Annotated in this window: 17 protein-coding genes; 14 read left to right on the top strand and 3 right to left on the bottom strand. The window is 54.9% G+C overall.

Annotation, left to right across the window (positions count from 1 at the left end; genetic code table 11):
* On the top strand, positions 1-480 hold a 480-nt coding region (locus tag SFX18_17460), incomplete at its 5' end, for a hypothetical protein (protein MDX1964942.1).
* Positions 481-882: 402 nt separating this feature from the next.
* Here the strand turns inward: SFX18_17460 and SFX18_17455 are convergent.
* Together SFX18_17455 and SFX18_17450 are read right to left on the bottom strand one after the other, a co-directional pair.
* Positions 883-2,847, bottom strand: a complete 1,965-nt coding sequence (locus SFX18_17455) for an ATP-binding protein (GenBank protein ID MDX1964941.1) — start codon at positions 2,845-2,847, stop codon at positions 883-885.
* Positions 2,844-3,482: a hypothetical protein gene (locus SFX18_17450; protein ID MDX1964940.1), complete on the bottom strand. Its 639-nt coding sequence runs from the start codon at positions 3,480-3,482 to the stop codon at positions 2,844-2,846. Before SFX18_17450 ends, SFX18_17455 begins: the two co-directional genes overlap by 4 nt.
* 450 nt (positions 3,483-3,932) lie before the next feature.
* Here SFX18_17450 and SFX18_17445 point away from each other — a divergent pair, with 450 nt between their 5' ends.
* The 13 genes from SFX18_17445 to SFX18_17385 all read left to right on the top strand — a co-directional run bounded on the left by SFX18_17445 (position 3,933) and on the right by SFX18_17385 (position 17,340).
* On the top strand, positions 3,933-4,436 hold the full coding sequence (locus tag SFX18_17445; protein MDX1964939.1) for a chemotaxis protein CheW: 504 nt from the start codon (positions 3,933-3,935) through the stop codon (positions 4,434-4,436).
* A gap of 107 nt (positions 4,437-4,543) precedes the next feature.
* Entirely contained in the window at positions 4,544-6,310 is a 1,767-nt protein-coding gene (locus SFX18_17440) for a methyl-accepting chemotaxis protein (protein MDX1964938.1), read from the top strand.
* Between the two features lie 249 nt (positions 6,311-6,559).
* On the top strand, positions 6,560-7,435 hold the full coding sequence (locus SFX18_17435) for a protein-glutamate O-methyltransferase CheR (GenBank protein ID MDX1964937.1): 876 nt from the start codon (positions 6,560-6,562) through the stop codon (positions 7,433-7,435).
* Between the two features lie 4 nt (positions 7,436-7,439).
* Positions 7,440-10,412, top strand: coding sequence for a chemotaxis protein CheA (locus SFX18_17430; protein MDX1964936.1), 2,973 nt, complete (start codon positions 7,440-7,442; stop codon positions 10,410-10,412).
* A gap of 1 nt (position 10,413) precedes the next feature.
* Entirely contained in the window at positions 10,414-11,028 is a 615-nt protein-coding gene (locus tag SFX18_17425; GenBank protein ID MDX1964935.1) for a chemotaxis protein CheC, read from the top strand.
* Between the two features lie 48 nt (positions 11,029-11,076).
* On the top strand, positions 11,077-11,568 hold the full coding sequence (locus SFX18_17420; protein MDX1964934.1) for a chemotaxis protein CheD: 492 nt from the start codon (positions 11,077-11,079) through the stop codon (positions 11,566-11,568).
* Positions 11,569-11,672: 104 nt separating this feature from the next.
* Positions 11,673-12,083, top strand: coding sequence for a response regulator (locus SFX18_17415; GenBank protein ID MDX1964933.1), 411 nt, complete (start codon positions 11,673-11,675; stop codon positions 12,081-12,083).
* Positions 12,080-13,105, top strand: a complete 1,026-nt coding sequence (locus tag SFX18_17410) for a chemotaxis protein (protein MDX1964932.1) — start codon at positions 12,080-12,082, stop codon at positions 13,103-13,105. Before SFX18_17415 ends, SFX18_17410 begins: the two co-directional genes overlap by 4 nt.
* 3 nt (positions 13,106-13,108) lie before the next feature.
* Entirely contained in the window at positions 13,109-14,653 is a 1,545-nt protein-coding gene (locus SFX18_17405) for an AarF/ABC1/UbiB kinase family protein (GenBank protein ID MDX1964931.1), read from the top strand.
* A 35-nt stretch (positions 14,654-14,688) separates the two neighbouring features.
* Positions 14,689-15,828, top strand: coding sequence for a chemotaxis response regulator protein-glutamate methylesterase (locus tag SFX18_17400; GenBank protein ID MDX1964930.1), 1,140 nt, complete (start codon positions 14,689-14,691; stop codon positions 15,826-15,828).
* Positions 15,829-15,944: 116 nt separating this feature from the next.
* Positions 15,945-16,319, top strand: coding sequence for a response regulator (locus tag SFX18_17395; protein ID MDX1964929.1), 375 nt, complete (start codon positions 15,945-15,947; stop codon positions 16,317-16,319).
* A 15-nt stretch (positions 16,320-16,334) separates the two neighbouring features.
* A complete protein-coding gene (locus SFX18_17390) occupies positions 16,335-16,832 on the top strand; it encodes a chemotaxis protein CheX (GenBank protein MDX1964928.1) in 498 nt (165 codons plus the stop codon).
* A 61-nt stretch (positions 16,833-16,893) separates the two neighbouring features.
* Complete coding sequence (locus tag SFX18_17385) at positions 16,894-17,340, top strand: response regulator (protein ID MDX1964927.1); 447 nt, start codon at positions 16,894-16,896, stop codon at positions 17,338-17,340.
* 647 nt (positions 17,341-17,987) lie between these two features.
* On the opposite strand, the gene SFX18_17380 is transcribed toward SFX18_17385, so the two are convergent.
* Positions 17,988-18,425, bottom strand: a complete 438-nt coding sequence (locus SFX18_17380; GenBank protein ID MDX1964926.1) for a hypothetical protein — start codon at positions 18,423-18,425, stop codon at positions 17,988-17,990.
* Positions 18,426-18,556: the final 131 nt, after the last annotated feature.

Here is an 18,556-nt window from a genome sequence, read left to right as displayed (position 1 = left end):
GATTACAACCTTGACGGCCAGGTCGATGGCAGCGACTACACGGTTGTGGACTCATTCCTGGGCACGCCCACGCCCGGATTGTCGGCGGGCTGGACCTTGGGGGACGGGGACTTTGACGGCCTGGTCACCCCCGCGGATTATCTGCCCATTGACTCGAACTTTGGCTCGGGGGTGGGGAATCCGCTGGCGGACTTTACCATTCATTCCTTAGCTCTTATGCCGCTGGATGTGGAACGCTCCTGGAACGCGCCTGCTAGCGAGAATCCCGATGTACCAGGGAGCCATGCCAATTCTCTCATGGAGGCAATATGGGAAGATCAATCCGAGTACATGGATGATCCGCTAGTCGAGGAAACCTGGATGAGTGACGAACTGGCGGCTGGTGCGGTTTGGCTGCAAAGCGCGGGACGTGCCCCGGAAAAATCACGTACCCAACGTCAAGCCGCGTTGGCCGATTTTTTTGGAAAAGAGTGGGAGTGATAAGTCGTCCCGTGCAAAAATAGATTCGCCTTGAGCCAAATAGTGCCGAGTAAAAATGGTACAAACAAAGCTGACATATTACAGTGCCGACAAGGGGAAGAACGCTACGTTTGCTGCTAGAACAAGAAAAATATGCAAACATTCCACCGCACACTCACCTCGATACGCAATTTTCCCCGTTAGCCGCCTACGGGTCATGGCCGTTAATCCGCCTGGGCAGTTTTATAACCCGTCGGCTTTGGCATTAGTCACCAAATCCGACTCGATCTCTAGAAGTACTGAATGACACAGGAGTTAGAAATATCCTAAACAGAGAAACAGTTCGTAAAGAGTGTGGTACGGGGATGCTTAATGCCTACATAGCTTGAAGATGAATAAACACACTAGTGCCGGGCTAGCCTATTAGCTTGATACCTGTGCGTGGAGGACATGTTCTGCCATGAGATCATTGGGCCGCGCGCGATGCGTTACTGCCTGGATGATCTGATAGAGCTTTCCGCGGTCGATGGGCTTAGTGGCGTATTCATCGCAACCCGCCGCGATGCATTTGTCCCGATCACCGCTCATGGCATGTGCCGTTAAGGCGACAATCGGCTGGCAATATCCCCGCGCGCGTAATTGCATGGTTGCCTCGTAGCCATCCAGCACCGGCATTTGCATATCCATCAGCACGACGTCATAAGCCTCGCCGACGGTATTTGCCCGCAGCGCTTCGTCGACGGCTTGTTTGCCATTTTCCACGATATTGACCGTGGCTCCCGCTTTGCGGAGGACATGTGAAATTAGCCGCTGATTATCGGGACCATCCTCCGCCAAGAGCACGCGATGACCATTCAAGGTAATCGAAAGCAATGAATTTTCCGGCCGCGAAGGGAGGTTCAACGATTCAGAGGATCTGTGGCATGGTTCAATCAACGGAACGCCCAAGAGGGGCCCTGTCAGCACTGTTGCTCGAAAGCGCGTGCCGACACCCACCGTGGATTCCACAATCGAGACATCGCCTCCCAGCATCCTTGCTAGCCTTTTAGAGATGGTCAATCCCAGGCCTGTCCCGCCAAATTTGCGGCTCATCGAATTATCGGCCTGGGAAAAAGCGTGAAATAGCCGTTGACGTTGCTCATCCGAAAGACCAATACCGGTGTCAATGACGTCAAATTCCATCCGAGGCGTAAAACTGTTTACTAGCCGGATCTCCAGACGCACCCCTCCATGCTCGGTGAATTTAATCGCGTTCCCCACGAGATTCACCAGAATTTGACGGAGACGCAGCGGATCGGTTTGAATTGTGGCGGGGATTGCGGTCTCATAAATAGCCTTCAGGGCCAGTCCTTTTGCCCGGGCACGGACCAACATCAGGGTTAAGACATCGTCGACCAGGTTCTGGGGTGCATGCTTTAGTAGCTCAAGATTCAGCTTGCCTGACTCGATCTTGGAAAGGTCTAGAATGTCATTGATGATGCCCAGCAAGTGCTCGCCATTACGCTGAATTGTGCGGATAGACTCTAAGCGGCTGTCCGGCGCCTTATTCAGATCTCCATCAACCAGCAGCAGTTCCGCGTACCCCAGAATGGCTGTCATGGGGGTGCGGATTTCATGACTCATGTTTGCCAAGAATTCGCTTTTAGCTTTTGTCGCAATGCGAGCCTGCTGCAAGGCATCCAATAAAATGTCCGATTTGATTTCCAGTTCCCGAGTGCGGGCGGAGATTTGCCGCTCCACGTCCTCGTAGGCAATTTTTATTTCCGCTTCTTGTTGAGCGATGGCCCGCAATTCCTTTTGACCGCGGATACAGTAAATGATCAAAATCGCATCCTCAAACACCACCCATGCGGCATGTTCGAGTGTCCTTAGCAGGCTAGCATCCAGAACTCCATAAATGGATTGAGGCCATAACAAACCGCGGACCAGATGATCCGCGATCACCACCACCGTGGCCGTGATTAATACCGTCCAGTCTCGATACCAGGCCAAAAATGCGAGCGAGCCGAAAATATGAAAGTGCGTTTCTATTCGCCCGCCGGAAAGATGAATCCAAAGCGCCGATGTCAACATTTGCGCAACGGCAATGGTATGCCGCGTTATTACCCAACCCGGCCGCCACAGAGCCAGCGTGATGGGTAACACGCTGATCATACCGCCCAGCAATACCGCCAACGGAACGTGCGGATGGATCTCGCTCGCGGTCCCTTTCCAGGTAAATGGGGAAACCCAGGCCGCCAGCAATATTCCAAACACCCATTGCGCGGCCATTAACCAGGCGAAAGTCCGGTCGATTCGAATCGTACCAGCCTGCTGGCGCTCGACATAAATCTTTTGGGCGAGTTTTTGGGTGGAGATGCAATGCGGCTTGCACTTTTTTTCGCTCATGGATTTGCTCCGCAAACGATGGCGCAGGTCTTGGGGTCCAATAGTGGACACCCAAAGACAGGCGTCCTGGTGAGGGCCGCCGATTCTCCATTGACCAGCGAAATAATTGCCGCGCGTCCGGCATTTTGGCCTTCGTGGCCGCGCGCGGCGGTTATTCCGCCAGAAAATAGCAGCTCGCCTTGTTTTCCATACAACAGCACATGACCGGCGGTTTGCGCGCCAAAGTGGGTCGCTATTTGTCCATCCCGGTCCCAACAGACGGCGACACGAGTCATCCCCCGCGCTTGTTGAACAATATTGCCTTGACCCCAGTGGGTATTATTGCCGGGACACATAAAATAAATCCGGACGGACATATTGGTCGGAGAGCGGGAAATGACCGCCGCCAGCTCATTCAGGCTGGCGCGCATGCAGGGACAATGCGGATGGGCGAACATCAATAACTGATAATCACCATCGCTGCGGGAAATTCCCCCGTCCCTTGGCCATAGCAATGGCGGAGAGGTCAGCGGACCGGGTGTTGCGTGATAAGCTGCGACAATCCCCATGCCGAATATAACTGCCACCAACCAAATTGCTACCGCTGGCACAGGCCAGTAGCAAGCGGCAAGGTTGTAGAGTTGAGATCGATGCATGGTTGGGGACCTGTTCCTGCTGGCCAAGCACGCTGTGGTATTAAAGACTGTGAAAAAGTGATACGGCTTCTCAGAATGAATGACTGATTAAACCTGCAATTCTTGACTTTGAGCAAACGGGGCTGAGGGGGACGGACGGTCGGCCAGCGATAAATACCGTCGTGTTTCCGGTAAAGAAAAAAAGTTTGGCTGCCTCCAGCCGGAAAGGGGCTGGATTATCAAAAGCATGCGCAATAGTGCATAACGGCTGCACGTAAATACCCGGGCTGGATTTGAAGATAGGCTTAAAAACGCTAATTTTGCCCCGGTTACTTAAGCCTAGCATGTCGTTTTCTGTAGCTCAGCAAATTTAATCATTAAAAATTTTTATAAATTACTTGCTCCACTAGAATTCGCAACCTACATAAAAAGAGAGGTTTAATGAAATCCTAACAATTAGGGGTTAATCGCATGTCAAGTGCCATACTAGAAGCACCGCCGCACAAGCAACGGCGGACTGAGCCCGAGGGATCGCTGCAGATTGTTAGCTTTCAGCTCGCAGATGAGGAATTTGGCATCGAAATCAATAAGGTCCGCGAGATCATTTTGATGGGTGAGATCACGCGAGTGCCGCAAACTCCGGCGTATGTCAAGGGATTGATCAATCTGCGCAGTTCGGTCATTCCCATTGTCGATCTGAAGCTTCGCTTTGGTCTGCCGGAAGCCGAAAAAAGCGATGAGACGCGGATAGTCGTGGTGAATGTGGCTGGGAAAACGATTGGCATTATCGTCGACGCCGTCAGCGAGGTCCTGCGTATTTCCCAAAATCAAATCGCCCCGCCCCCCCCCACGGTCGCCGGTTTGGGCCGTGATTACTTGGTCGGTCTCGCCAAACTCGAAGATCGGCTGTTGATTCTATTGGATATCGAAAAAACTCTGATTGACACAAATCCCGCCGAAGTAGAAGCAGTCTAGTCTGAAAAATGTCTAGGCGCTGTCCCGCCAATTAGCCCGCCACTGTTCCCGCCACCAGTTTGAATCCTTTCATTTTCCACCGCAATCAGAACAAAAAGGGAGAATCCATGGTCAAGACCGCTCTTAAACGGCCCGAAACTAAGAAAAACGCCACATCGCAAGCCGAGTTGGCGACAATGAGGAAAGAACTCACCGATGCCCAGGCAAATATTGATGCCGTCAGCCAGGCCTTTGCCGTGATCGAATTTGAGCCGGATGGCACTATTCTTACGGCAAACGATAACTTTCTCAAGACGGTCGGTTATAAGCTGAGTGAAATCCAGGGGAAGCATCACCGGATGTTTTGTGACCCGGCATATGTCGAAAGCGCAGAATACCGCGAGTTTTGGGAAATGCTGGGACGCGGTGAATCCCAAATGGGCGAATTTCAACGTTTTGCCAAGGGTGGCCGCGTGGTCTGGATTCTAGCGCGGTATAGCGCCCTGGTGGATGACATGGGCAACACCTACAAAGTTGTCAAATTTGCCACGGATATCACCGCCGCCGTCAAGGCGCGGATGGATGGCGCGCAAAAGACGGCCATCGTCGAAAACGCCCCGATTAACATCATGTTGGCCGATCGTAATGGAACGATTGTTTATATGAACCCGGCGTCGCGTAACACACTCAAAACAATCGAAAACCAACTGCCGGTAAAGGTTGACCAGATTGTCGGCGGGTCGTATGACGTCTTTCACAAGAACCCCGCGCATCAGCGGAAACTGCTCGGCGATCCCCGTAATCTCCCCTACTCCGCGGAGATCGCGGTCGGCAAGGATACCCTCTCCCTCAAGGCCTCCGCCATTTACGACACCACCGGGGAGTACGTCGGGCCGATGGTCTCCTGGGCGGTGATCACCGAGCAGAAGGAAATGGAAGCCCGCGAACGTGATAATCAAGAACGCGATCGGCGGCAACAAGAAGAACTCCGCCAAAAAGTGGATGAATTGCTGATGGTTGTCAATGCGGCCGCCCAAGGGGACCTAACCAAGAGCACATCTTTCTCCGGCAAGGACGCTGTCGGCGAATTAGCCGCCGGGCTCAAGAAAATGATCAACGATTTGCGGGATGTCATCTCGCAAGTAGTCGAAGGGGCCGCCCAATTCACCGAAGGCTCGCGCATCGTGTCCGAAAGCGCCCAGACGCTGGCCCAGGGAGCGCAAACGCAAAGTGCTTCGGTCGAGCAAGTGAGCGCTTCGGTGGAAGAACTGACGCGGAGCATCGATGCCGTCAAGGATAATGCCGGCGAGGCCAATAAAGTGGCGACTGAAACCAAGACGCTCGCCGAAGAGGGAGGTTCCGCCGTCAAGAAATCGATCGAGGCGATGGAAAGGATCAAGGCTTCTTCCAGTCAGATCAGCGAAATCATCCAGGTGATATCGGAGATTGCCAGCCAGACCAATCTGCTAGCCCTCAACGCGGCGATCGAGGCCGCCCGCGCTGGCGAACATGGCCTGGGATTTGCCGTCGTGGCGGACGAAGTGCGCAAGCTGGCCGAGCGGTCCAGCGAAGCCGCCAAGGAAATCTCCAACTTGATCAAGGAATCGACCAAACGGGTCGAAGAAGGGGCCCAGTTGAGCGAACAGACCGGCGCGTCTCTTAATAAAATCATCCAGGGCGTCGAAGCGACCGCCAAGCGTATTTCGGAAATCGCCTGTGCGACGGTGGAACAGTCCCACAGCGCCACCGAAGTGGCCAGCGCTATCGGCCAGATTTCACAAGTAACGGAACAATCCGCCGCTGGTAGCGAAGAGATGGCGTCCAGCAGTGAAGAGCTGGGAGCCCAAGCAGCCGCCCTGCGTGATATTGTCAGCCGCTTCAAACTGGAAAATTAAACGCCCGTCGTTTGAATTCCGCAGGGATCAGGGGAGCCCGGCGACCAGCCGGCTCCCCATATTAAAACTTTGTGGCCTACCCATTTTTGCCGGATCGATTGGCGGATTTATCGCCTGTAAAGCTGGGAAAAGGCAGCAGCGTTGCGGAACACATCCGTCTCTATTTTTCCACTGGCGAAGGCCTGTAGACGCCAGCCAACTTGTGACGGACTTTACGCGCGGATTTATTCCCTTTTAGCGGTTTATTTTATGTCCGGTAGCACTCTCACCACGACCATCAGCGATGAACAACTTGGCCGATTTGCCGAGTTGATCTATCGCCACACGGGAATTCGCATTTCGCCGCAAAAACGAATGCTGATCTCTAACCGGCTTCGCCGCCGGCTGCGAGCCACGGGGATTAAGGATTACGAGGAATATTATCGCCATTTAAGCCGCGTGGGGGCAAATAACCCTGAATGGGACGCTTTTTTACAGGAGATCACCACCCACGAAACGTATTTGTTTCGTGACGATGTGCAATGGGACTGGCTCTGCAAAAGCTACTGTCGCGAACTCCAAGAAGCCGCCAGCCGTCATACGCGCCGCAAAACGCTGCGGATCTGGTCGGCAGCCTGCAGCACCGGAGACGAAGTCTGCACCATCGCTTGTTGTGTCGCCGGCAGCCTGAACCGCTGCGAGGAATGGTCGATTGAAATCCTGGGGACGGATATCGGCATCGACGCCTTGGAGGCCGCGCGGCGGGCGACTTTTGGCCAGCGGGCCATGCGGAACGTGCCGGAGGAGTGGCGCAGGCGGTTTTTTGAAAAGGAGGCGGAGAACCGCTGGCGCGCCAAGTCGGACATTACCAAATGGCTGAGTTTTCGACAGCACAATTTGCTGCAGCCCCTTTCGACGGCTCCCTTTGATCTGATTTTTGTCAAAAATGTGTTGATTTACTTTGACCGCGAATCCAAGCGGCGGGTGTTTACACATATCGATAAGCAGCTGTTACCCGGCGGCCTGCTGATCACGGGGCCGGCCGAAGGAGCGCTCGATTTTGTCCGGGGTTATGAGCGTAAGCTCCCCTGGCTGCATCAAAAGCCCGTTACTGTAAATTCATCCCGCGCTGAAACTCACGGATAAGCCAATGTCGAACGACCTGGGACTGGACGAAGATTTCATGGCGACGATGCTCGGGGATTTCCTCGACGAATCGGCGGGCTATCTGACGCGCTTAAATGAAAACTTACTGGCGCTGGAGGAATCCGCCCGGGCGTTATCCGCCGCGGACGAGATGGCCGTCGATATCGAAGTGCTAAACATCATGTTTCGCGACGCGCACAGCCTTAAGGGGTTGTCGGCGATGTTGCAGTTGAGTGATATCAATCGTTTGACGCACAAGGTCGAAAATGTCTTTGATGGCGCGCGGCAGGGGACGCTCCCCCTGACGCGCGATGTGATTGATTTGGTCTTTCAGGCGGTTGACCGCTTGACGGCGATGATCGACAAGCTAAAGGACTCTAGTTTGGATGATGTCGAATACGAGTCAATTGTTGATGAAATCGGCAGAATTCTTGACCGCAACGGCGCGGCGCGCCCGTTGGCCACAAATTCCGCCATCGAAGCCGTTCTGGCCCATATTCCGAATAACAACGCAACGTTGCCGGGGGAGGATGCGGGTCCGTCCGAGGGTCTCCCGATGACTAAAGCAAGTCTCCCGGATTTCCCGGTGGGGGACCCCTTTGCCGATGTCCTGGACGAAACTGATATTACGGAAAAATATTTATCGATCTTCATCGACGAAACCGAGCAGTCGCTGGATATGCTTAGCGAGGCGCTGGTATCCCGGGAAAATCCGGCGATCGATCCCCTGCTGGTCATTTGCCACCGGATCAAAGGGTCTGCGGCTTCGATTGGATTGAATCGCGCGGCAAAACTATCCCACGTCATGGAAGATTTGTTGCAAACGTTGCGCGAAGGGGGACGCGGCGTGACCAATGACATCGCCGACGCCTTACTGACGGCCGGCGACGCGTTACGTGTCTTTAATGAATCTTTAAAAGTGGGAAATCGCGATGTTTCCGCCCTCAGCCAGGCGTATTTGCTTCTTTGCCGGTCGCGTGATCCCGCCGAACGGGACAGCAACCAGGCGTCCACTCTTGTGGGGGGCTCGCCGACGCGTGCGGCCGACTCGTTCGCCCTGTCGAGCGAGGATTATCAAAAGATTGCCGATCAAGCGCCCGCCGGATGCCGCGCCGTGGCCGGCGTGGTGGTTTTTGAACCAAATTTGCCGCTCGTTGAACTAAAAGCTCGGCTGATTTGTGAAAGGTTGGCCAGCCATGGCACGCTATTTTTTACAGCGCCTGGTGAACAACAACTGGGGCAAATCGAACAGCTAAATACACTAAAGTTCGGCCTTGCCTCCGAGTCCGATCTGAAGGACATTCGCCGGGAAATCAATCTGGAAGGGGTGACCCGGATTGAAATGACAGACACCACGGTGTCCGGCGACGTTGACTCCCCCTCGGACAAAAGCCTGCCCGAAAACAGCCAGGCGATGGAGACCGCCACGCGGATCGCCGTGTCGCAAGACACGTCCGGAACCCCCGATAAACCCCAAAACTCCGGGGCTCAGGCCGCCGTAGGGGAGAAAGACAAGCCAGCCGAAACGTTGCGGGTTGACATCGAGCGGTTGGATCAGCTCATGAACCTGACGGGGCAGTTAGTGATCAACAAGGCGCGGTTCGGTCAGATTGGCCACCAGCTTAAATCCATTTCAGCCAGAAATCAATCAACGCACGCTCTCGCAAATATATCAGTCGCGCTTGAAAAAATGCTCGGCGACTCCAACTCCGATGCGCACAACGTGCATTTTGTCGAGGCGGTGCGCAGCCACATCGTTCAAATCCGCAAGGATCTTGAAATTGTGAGCGGCGATATCGCCAAACTATGCCAGGCGCGGACCTTGGTTAATGGATTCTCGGACGCTTTGCACCAATTGGATCGCGTGTCGGACGGTATCCAAAAAAGCGTCATGAACACGCGCATGGTTCCCATTGGCCCGCTCTTTGGCAGGTATAAGCGGGTCATTCGCGATATCACCCGCGGCAATGGCAAGGATATCGAGCTGGTCATCCACGGCGAAAAAACCGAACTCGATAAGCGGATGATTGACGAGCTGGGCGATCCGCTTATCCATATGGTGCGCAATTCCGCCGACCACGGCATCGAGTCACCCGCCGAGCGCGAGGCCAAGGGAAAACCACGCCGCGGCACAATTACACTGGATGCGTTTCACCGGGGCAACCGCATCATCGTGCAGGTGCAAGACGATGGTAAAGGTCTTGATCCCATCAAAATTCGGGATAAGGCCATATCCAAGGGGATCATTAGCCAGCAAGACGCCGAAAGACTTTCCAATCAGCAGTTGATCCAGCTGATTTGGGAACCTGGATTTAGCACGGCCGAAAAGGTCACCGAAGTCTCGGGACGCGGCATGGGCATGGACATTGTCCGCTCAAAAATCGAGCAGTTGAACGGTTTGATCGAGATCGACAGTCAGCCTGGATTTGGCACCACCATCACGGTCAAGCTTCCCTTGACGATGGCGATCTTGCCCAGTCTTTTAACCGTGATCGCCGACGAGGTCTTTGCCATTCCGGTCGAATCCGTGGTCGAAATCGTGGGTGTCTCCGCGGCTGAATTAACCACCATCCATAACAAGCCGATTGCCCGCGTGCGCGGTCGGGTCGTTTCCGTGGTGGAGCTTTCAGAGCTCTTTCAGTGGAAAGAGCCGGGGCAGGCGCGAAACACCGGCGGCGACCGCACACTGGTGGTCATCGGCAGCGATGGAAAGGAACTGGGGCTGGTTGTCGAACGCTTAATCGGACAACAGGATATCGTCATCAAATCATTGGCCGAGAACTATCGTAATGTTCCCGGTCTGGCAGGCGCTAGCATACTGGGTGATGGCCGGGTTTCGCTGATTCTCGACGTGGCGGCCTTGATTGATCTGGCTTGCCGCTCGAGTCGCGCGTACGAGGCAGACACCGCGCATGGCGGACCGCCACACCGATCCCCGTCCCAAGGCAAGTCCACCGTCTATTCCGGGAGTGTATAACGTGCGTTCATCGCCTGTAACAGATCACAACCTTGATATCCTGCGGCAATGCGTCGTCCTGGCCACGCAACGCGCTTCGAACGCCATGTGCGACTGGACGGGGGGCCGCATCTCGCTCTCCGTGGACGAAGTGCGGCGGGCTCCGTTGGAGGAGCTGGCCATGGACCTGGATGGTCAATCTGAATTAATGACCATCGTGGTGCTAGGCATCGCGGGCTGCGGTGGCGGGCAAATGATTTTGACATTTGACCACGCGGGGGGGCGGCGACTGGCCGCCAGCCTCTTGCGGCGGGAGATTGGCCAATCCGCCATGTGGAGCGACTTGGAGCAGTCTGCGATTATGGAAACGGGCAATATTTTGGCCTCGGCCTATCTGAGCGAATTAACGCGGCTGACAGGACGCACCTTGCGGCCAACCCCGCCCACATTCATTCAGGATTATGGGGCCAGCGTGCTGGAGCAAACCCTGATGTTGCAAGCCCTGGAATGCGACGAGGCGCTCGTCTGTCAGACAAGGTTCAAGTTTGACCGTGAAGATGTGGACTGGAGTGTCTTCATCGTGCCGGGAAAGGAACTGTTACAGGCTTTGCAACAAGGTGCGGTTTCGGTTTGTTAAAACGCTAGCATCCGGCCAATTTTAGATTTACCGAAGGGTCCAAGGAAAATGAGTCTTACGGCTTCCACGAAAGAGCAACTAGAAGTGCCCGTCGGCATGGGGCAAATCGTAGTGGTGGGCGCGGGACAACTGGCCAGTACGGTACTCGGTTCGTGTATTGGACTAAGTTTGTACCACCCGGCCCGGAGAATGACGGCGGTGGCGCATATCGTGCTGCCTTGCAGTCAAAATCGGACCGGTTTGCCGGGTAAATTTGCCGATACGGCGGTGCCGCATATGTTGGATTTGCTCGCCGCGAAAGGAGCGCAGCGCTCCGGATTAAACGCCAAACTTTCGGGAGGAGCAAGCATGCTGGGGGGAACGGGCATGATGGAGATCGGAGCGGCCAATCGGGCGGCCCTTATTAAAATCCTCGAGGATCTGCGGATTCCCATCGTGGGTGAACATCTGGGCGGAAAAAAAGGCAGACGTATCACCGTTAATGGGAGAACGGGTGATATAAAAATTGAGATTCAGGGAGAACCGGTCGTAACGTTGTAACAACCACCCGGATCGCCCCCTTGAACGGGGCGAATCACCTAATCCACAAACTACCATTTTAGTGTTGAGCCGCCGCGGGCGGTAAGCAAGGAGACTCAGACAATATGTCCAAGCGGCTTTTAGTCACCGACGACGCATTGATTATACGAGAAAAAATTAAGGACGCGGCCCGTGGGGATGGCTGGGAAATTGCTGGCGAAGCGGGCGACGGCGGCGAGGCGATCAAACGCTATCAAGAGCTGCGCCCCGATGCCGTCACCCTCGATTTGGTAATGCCCGACTATGACGGACTGCACGCCTTGCGGGGAATCATGGAATTTGACGCGGACGCGCGGGTGCTGGTGGTCAGCGCCTTGGATCAGATCGATGTGCTCAAGGAAGCGCTGCAAATTGGGGCCGCGGACTTTATTGTTAAACCATTTGACGATGGCCGGCTTTGTTCCGCGCTAAACAAACTCCTGCTGCGGCGCGGGATAAAAACAGCGGCCTCCATCCCCGGGGAGTGTGCGATATGAACAGCGGCATCGGCAGTATTTTGCTGGAAAAAGAAATTTTGCTGGAAAGCGGCACCAATGAGGTGGAGGTGCTGGTCTTTCGTGTGGGTGCTTACCGGCTGGGCATCAACGTGGCCAAGGTGCGCGAGGTGCTGGCCGCGCAAACAATTACCGAACTACCCCGGGCCCATCCCTCCGTGGTTGGCTGTTTTCGCCTGCGGGACATCGTGGTCCCGTGCGTGTCGTTGCGCCGGCATTTAGATCCCGAGCTGCGCGATCAGCCTGAGAGCAATTTTATCCTTACCGAATTCAATCATTCGCAAACCGCCTTTGCGGTTGACGCCGTCGAACGCATTCATCGGATTAATTGGGAGCATATCCAGCCCGCCCCCGCGATCGTAACGGACGCCGCCTCTCCCGTCACGGCGGTAACAATTCTCGAAGGGCAACTGGTGATCATGCTCGATTTCGAGGCCATCACGGCAAAAATCTCCAATGTCTCCCAGAACGCGCAAGTCGTTGAAAACCGACTGGGCGTGCCCCGCGAATCCTTGCGCGTCCTAGTGGCCGATGATTCTCATACTGTCCGCTCGGCATTGGCGGCCACGCTGCGAAACAGCGGCTACCGCGATATTATTTGTTTTGAGCATGGACGCCTGGCTTGGGAGTGGATTCAAAAGACATTCCAAGAAAAGGGAGACGTGCGGCAAGTCGCCGACATTCTCGTCAGCGATGTCGAAATGCCAGCGATGGACGGCCTACATCTGACGCGCAACATCAAAGAGCACCCACAACTGCGGGAACTACCCGTTGTGTTGTACTCTTCCATTCTTACTCCGGACAACCACAAGAAGGGCAAATCGGTCGGCGCCGACGCGCAGATCACCAAGCCCGAACTGGCGCGCGTCGTTGAATTGGCGGATGAATTCGCCATGAAACGCCGCGCCAATTCCACCGCCCAAGTCACGGCAACCAACCCCCCCACAGTTATTCCCCGGGCCGAGACCCGGACCCCGGCGCTTCCCGCAACAATCACTGCGTAAACCATGTTCCCGTCAACTCTTCGACGCGTTGCGGCATACGGTGGCCTGGCCACTGCGGCGGCGCGCTTGCGCCTATCGCGATCCGAACACGCCAGCCGCCAAGCGCACCAACTGCTTTGCGATCGGTTGGGACGGCTGCGCGGCTTGCCGCAAAAGCTGGGGCAGATGTGGAGCTTTCGCAACACGGATGAGGCTGCCGAAAGTGCCAGCTTGTACGCCCCTTTACAGGAAAACGCCGACCCGCTCCCCTGGCGCGAGATTGAGCCAGTTTTGCTAGCCGCATGGGGCGAGCCTCTTTCACGTTTAGTAACTGAGATTGATCATCACGGCCTCGCGGCTTCGCTGGGCCAAGTGCACAAGGCACGCCTACGCGACGGCCGCGCTGTCTCGGTCAAGGTTCAATACCCCGGCATCCGCCAGGCCGTCGATACCGATCTGGGCGCGCTCGGCTGGCTAGCAATTCCGTTGGGAACCCCATCGCGGGGCTTTGATTTAAATACCTGGAAAGAAGCCATTCGCCGCGATCTGGACCAAGAGCTGGATTATCGCCAAGAAGCGCAAGAGCAACAGGCGTTCGCAGCGGAGTGGGCGGAGGACGCGGATATTGTGGTGCCCCGGGTAATCAATTCACTAAGCGATGAACGGGTGTTGGTCACCACCTGGGAGGAAGGAGAACATTGGGATGCCGTGCGCTCTGACTGGCCGACGGCTGATCGTCGCCAATTAGCCGCGACTTTGGCACGCTTTTTCTTGCGGGGCTTGTTCCGGCATGGCCGTATGCAGGCCGATTGGCACCCAGGAAACCTCCGATTTCGCCGCGGCGGCGTGAGGCCGCAAATCGTCATATATGACTTTGGTTGCGTCTGCCGCCCCAGCCCGGGGGAACGGCTGGCGCTGGTCCGGCTGATTCGCGCAACCATCACCCAGGCCGAATCCCCCTGGCCTTTGCTGCTGGCACTCGGTTTTAATGCGCGGTTGCTGGAGCCCATATCCGCCAAGCTGCCCGCGGTTTGCCGCCTGCTCTTTGAACCGTTCTGCGAATCCCGTCCTTACGACATCGCGGATTGGCGACTGGCCGAGCGCATGGCCTCCGTGTTGGGTGATGACCGCTGGAATTTTCGCCTGGCGGGACCGCCGCGGTTGTTCGGAGTGTTACGCGCATTCCACGGCCTGATTCACTACCTGCGGGGTCTAGCGGTCCCCCTTGACTGGCACAGCCTGTTTTTTGCAGCCATCTCCGGCTTAACGGTGGAACTCGATACCCTGGCGCTCCCCGCGACCGCTTCCCGTCCAGGGTTTGATCAACTGGCTACCTGGCTAAAGATACGGGTGCGGGAAAACGGAATAACAAAGGTTCAACTGACACAGGCAGCCTCCGCGATTGAACGATTAGAAGATCTTTTGGATGATGATCTGCGGCGAAACATCGCCGAACAACAAATTCAATTGGATGAAATTGTCGCGGGAGTGCGGCAGCGGGCGTACGCTCCAGGACCAGTCTTTGAATGGAATCAAGGCGGAAAACAAATCATGGTTTGGATGGAATAAACTTTGCATCTGGGATGGGGACACCGGTTATTATCATGGAAATATTGGAAAAACAGTCGGCCAAACGCCCTCAGGACAAGCCCACGCGCGTGCTGGTGGTGGATGATTCGCGCCTTATGCGGGAGCAAATCTGTGATATTCTGGCGGATGCCCCTGGGTATTCCGTGGTAGGGACCGCCTGCAATGGAGCGGAGGCACTGATCAAGGCCGCCGAATTACGCCCAGATATCATGACGCTAGATGTGACCATGCCCTGCATGGATGGCCTGGAAACGCTGGACGTGCTGATTTCCAAAAATCCGATTCCCGTGTTAATGGTTAGTGCGCTCACCCACCGAGCCGCCGACATCACCATCGAGGCATTGCAGCGTGGAGCCGTGGATTATGTCACAAAACCCGAGGAATCGCGTCGCTCTTTTGACAGCTTTCGCCACGAACTGCTGGGAAAACTGCGTATCATGACCGGAATCGACGTGCGGCGGATGATGCGCGTCAGGCAATCCCATGCCGAGCGGACAAACCGGCGCAAGGAATCCCTCACCGGCAAAATCGCCACCAAGGCGGATCAAGATTCACATTGCTACGATAACTGCTGTGTCGCTCTGGGGATATCCACCGGCGGCCCCCCCGCCTTATCGCAATTATTCCAAGATATCGCCCCTCCCCTGCCGCCAATCGTGATCGTGCAGCATATGCCCGCGAAATTTACCAAACCGTTCGCCGCGCGGCTCAATCTGCTTTCAGATATCTCCGTTAAAGAAGCCGCTACCGGAGACGTCCTCCGCCCTAATCAGGCGCTGGTGGCGCCCGGGGGACTCCATCTCCGCCTGCATCGGCAAGGATCCCAAGTATTGGTCCGAATCGAGGATGGTGAACCCGTCAGCAGCCATAAACCATCGGTCGATGTCATGATGCGCGACGCGGCAAAAATCTTTGGACAACGCTGTCTGGGGGTAATTATGACCGGAATGGGACAAGATGGTGCCGCGGGTTGTGGCGAGATTCGCGCCGGCGGCGGCTATGTGTTGGGACAGGACGAGGCCACCTCCGACGTTTACGGAATGAATAAAGTAGCCTTTAACAGCGGTTTTGTGGATCGGCAGTTTTCCCTGGGCGATTTGCCCGATTTGTTGCAGCAGCAATGCCGCAAGATGTTTCGCGCGCCCCGCAGTTGAGCCGCTGGTTTGTGATAAACCACGGCCGTGTTCAGTTGTGTCTCCGTCAAACAGGGCATTTTATCGCCGGATGACGGATTGTGGTCGATTTCATTTTTTCAATAGAGAGGTAAGGGATGGGGACTAAGATACTGGTGGCGGATGATTCCGGAACCATGCGCAAGATTATCATCCGGTCGCTGAACGCGCTGGGGTTTACCGATATTGTCGAGGCAGCCGATGGATGCCAAGCCTGCTCATTATTTGGCGAGCAAGGCTTTGACATGGTTCTGACCGACTGGAATATGCCCGGCAAGAGTGGCTTGGAGGTGGTCAAGGCGATCCGCGCGGCGGGATCTAAAATTCCCGTGGTGCTGATCACCACCGAAGGTGAAAAGAGTCGCGTCTTGGAAGCGATCCAAGCGGGCGTATCCGATTATTTGGTCAAACCCTTTGAGGCCGAAGCCTTGCGGGCCAAACTTGAAAAACATGTCAACTTGGCCGGCGCTTAACACCGGAGACTACCCATGACGACAAAATACGAGCCTGTCAAGGTCGAGTATATCAATCCCTTTGTGACCGCCGCCGTGAAGGTGTTTGGCACAATGCTGAATTGCCAGTTAAAGCGCGGCCAACCTTATTTGAAAAGAAACGCCCAGCCAGACTATGAAATTAGCGGCGTCATCGGCTTAACGGGCAAAGCCAATGGCACGGTTGTGTTAAGTTTTAGCCGGGACACGGCGATTCAGGCGACGGCCACGATGTTGGGGGAACGCCCAGAAGAACTTAACAACGATGTTGTCGATACAATCGGCGAATTGGCCAATATGGTCGCGGGGAGCGCGAAAACGGAACTCGAGCAATTTGCCATGAGCATCAGCTTGCCAAGCGTGATCATCGGTAAAAATCACACCGTGGCCTTTCCCCGCGGAGTCACGCCCATTGGCATCCCATTTGAATGCGACTGGGGTTCCCTTTGCCTGGATGTGGGCCTGTGCGAAGCTACCTCTGACCAATCCGCCTAATGTAACTATCTTTCCACGCCACTCGTTCACACTCCGCCAGCAACAGGCACATGACATGAACATGCTGAAGAACATACCGACGTTTTTAATCGTGGACGATGACGCGACAATGGCTCGACTTCTGGCCAAAGTGACCGAGCGAGCCTTTGGCGGGGAACTGCGCGTGGAGTCCATCATCGATCCGCACACGGCGCTCAAACGCATCGAGCAGGGGGGGGTTGACATCCTCTTGACCGACCTGGAGATGCCTGGAATTGACGGAATCGACATTCTGAAATATGCCAAGCGCAGAAACGCTTATACCCAGGTCATTGTGCTAACGGGGAATTCGTCGGACCAAGCGCTGTTGACCGCGCTCGAATGTGGCGCGAATGATTATCTGCTCAAGCCTGTCGATCAGTTGGCGCTGGTGGACTTGCTGCGTCAGACCTGTCAGCGCCGGCTGCGCTGGCAACGAGCGCTGGTCGATACTTGGCAAAAGCAAAAACAGGCTTGTGCGTCTGAGTAATGCCAATCAACCGCCCGTCAAGATGCTCGCCCTTTCCGTGCCAGACCCCGCCATGTCCGACCCTCTGCGAACCGTATCGCTGAGGTGGGATTTATTTTATTATGAAATATCTATTCTTCCCCGGGCCACACCCTTTACGAACCGATTCTCTGTTTTTGGATGTTTCTAACTCCTGATTCAGTCAGTACTTGTATAGTTCGAGTCGGATTTGGTGGCGAATGCCAAAGCCGCCGGGTTACAAAACTGCCCAGGCGGATTAACGCTGAAGCATTCTAACAATGAACGTCCACATCAGGGTGAGGGGATCGAAAATGAACTTTTGATTCGCACGAAGCAACCCGGACGGCCGAAGACCAAACGGGGCGAACCGCGGGACGAGGTTGTTCCGTTGAACGATATCCGCTGCAAACAGCGGCTGGGTGGCTTCCTTAAGAGCTACAGTCGCCGCGCGGCGTGATGCATTGCTACGGTAACCTGCACGACGATCTTCTTGGCGAAGGATAACTGCGTACCCCGCACGCGCCGAGCTGGAAAATCTTTGCTTCGGTGTGCGTGTGCGGTGATATGTTTGCAAATTCTTCATGGGTCGGCTGCGAGTAACGGCGTTCCTACCTCGCCTGGCTTACGAATTGTCAGATTCGATTGCGTCATTTTGGGGTTGCACCAATTTTGGCACAGGGCGGGCGAACTTTCTTTATGATATCGACTATAATACTATATAAAACAATTGCCGATAACAGTAATGGTGTAATGGTGCTTGCTGTATTTGCTAGCATATCTGCCTTGACGTTGGCCTTCTGCCACTCAAATACTGCATATAATACAGTAACTGTATAAATTCTTAATATCAAGGATATTCTCATTGACATATTCCCATTTCTTACATATTGGAATGCACAAATCGCCACTCCTATCAAGATCACCGTACTGCCTAGAACCGAAAAAGGTGAGCTCCTTAAATAAAATATTTCAAGTAATCCAAAGACGGATAATAACGAAAAGCAAATAATCGTAGTCGTATTACTTAAAACATGCAAATACTTGTGTAGCATTTGACTATCGACCAAAGGGGTTTGGGCGGACATCAAACTCAAACGCAACGCGGGTTTAGGAGCTAGCGTAAAAAACTTCGTGGGCGGTTTGGAAGCCCAGGCATTCGCGGGGTCTGTGGTTGATAAGATCTTGGACCCGGCGGACCTCTTGCGGAGTGACGTTT

The sequence above is a fragment of the Pirellulales bacterium genome (assembly GCA_033762255.1).
In the GTDB taxonomy this organism is placed as follows: Bacteria; Planctomycetota; Planctomycetia; order Pirellulales; family JALHPA01; genus JANRLT01.
This window is presented reverse-complemented; position numbering and strand designations above follow the sequence as displayed.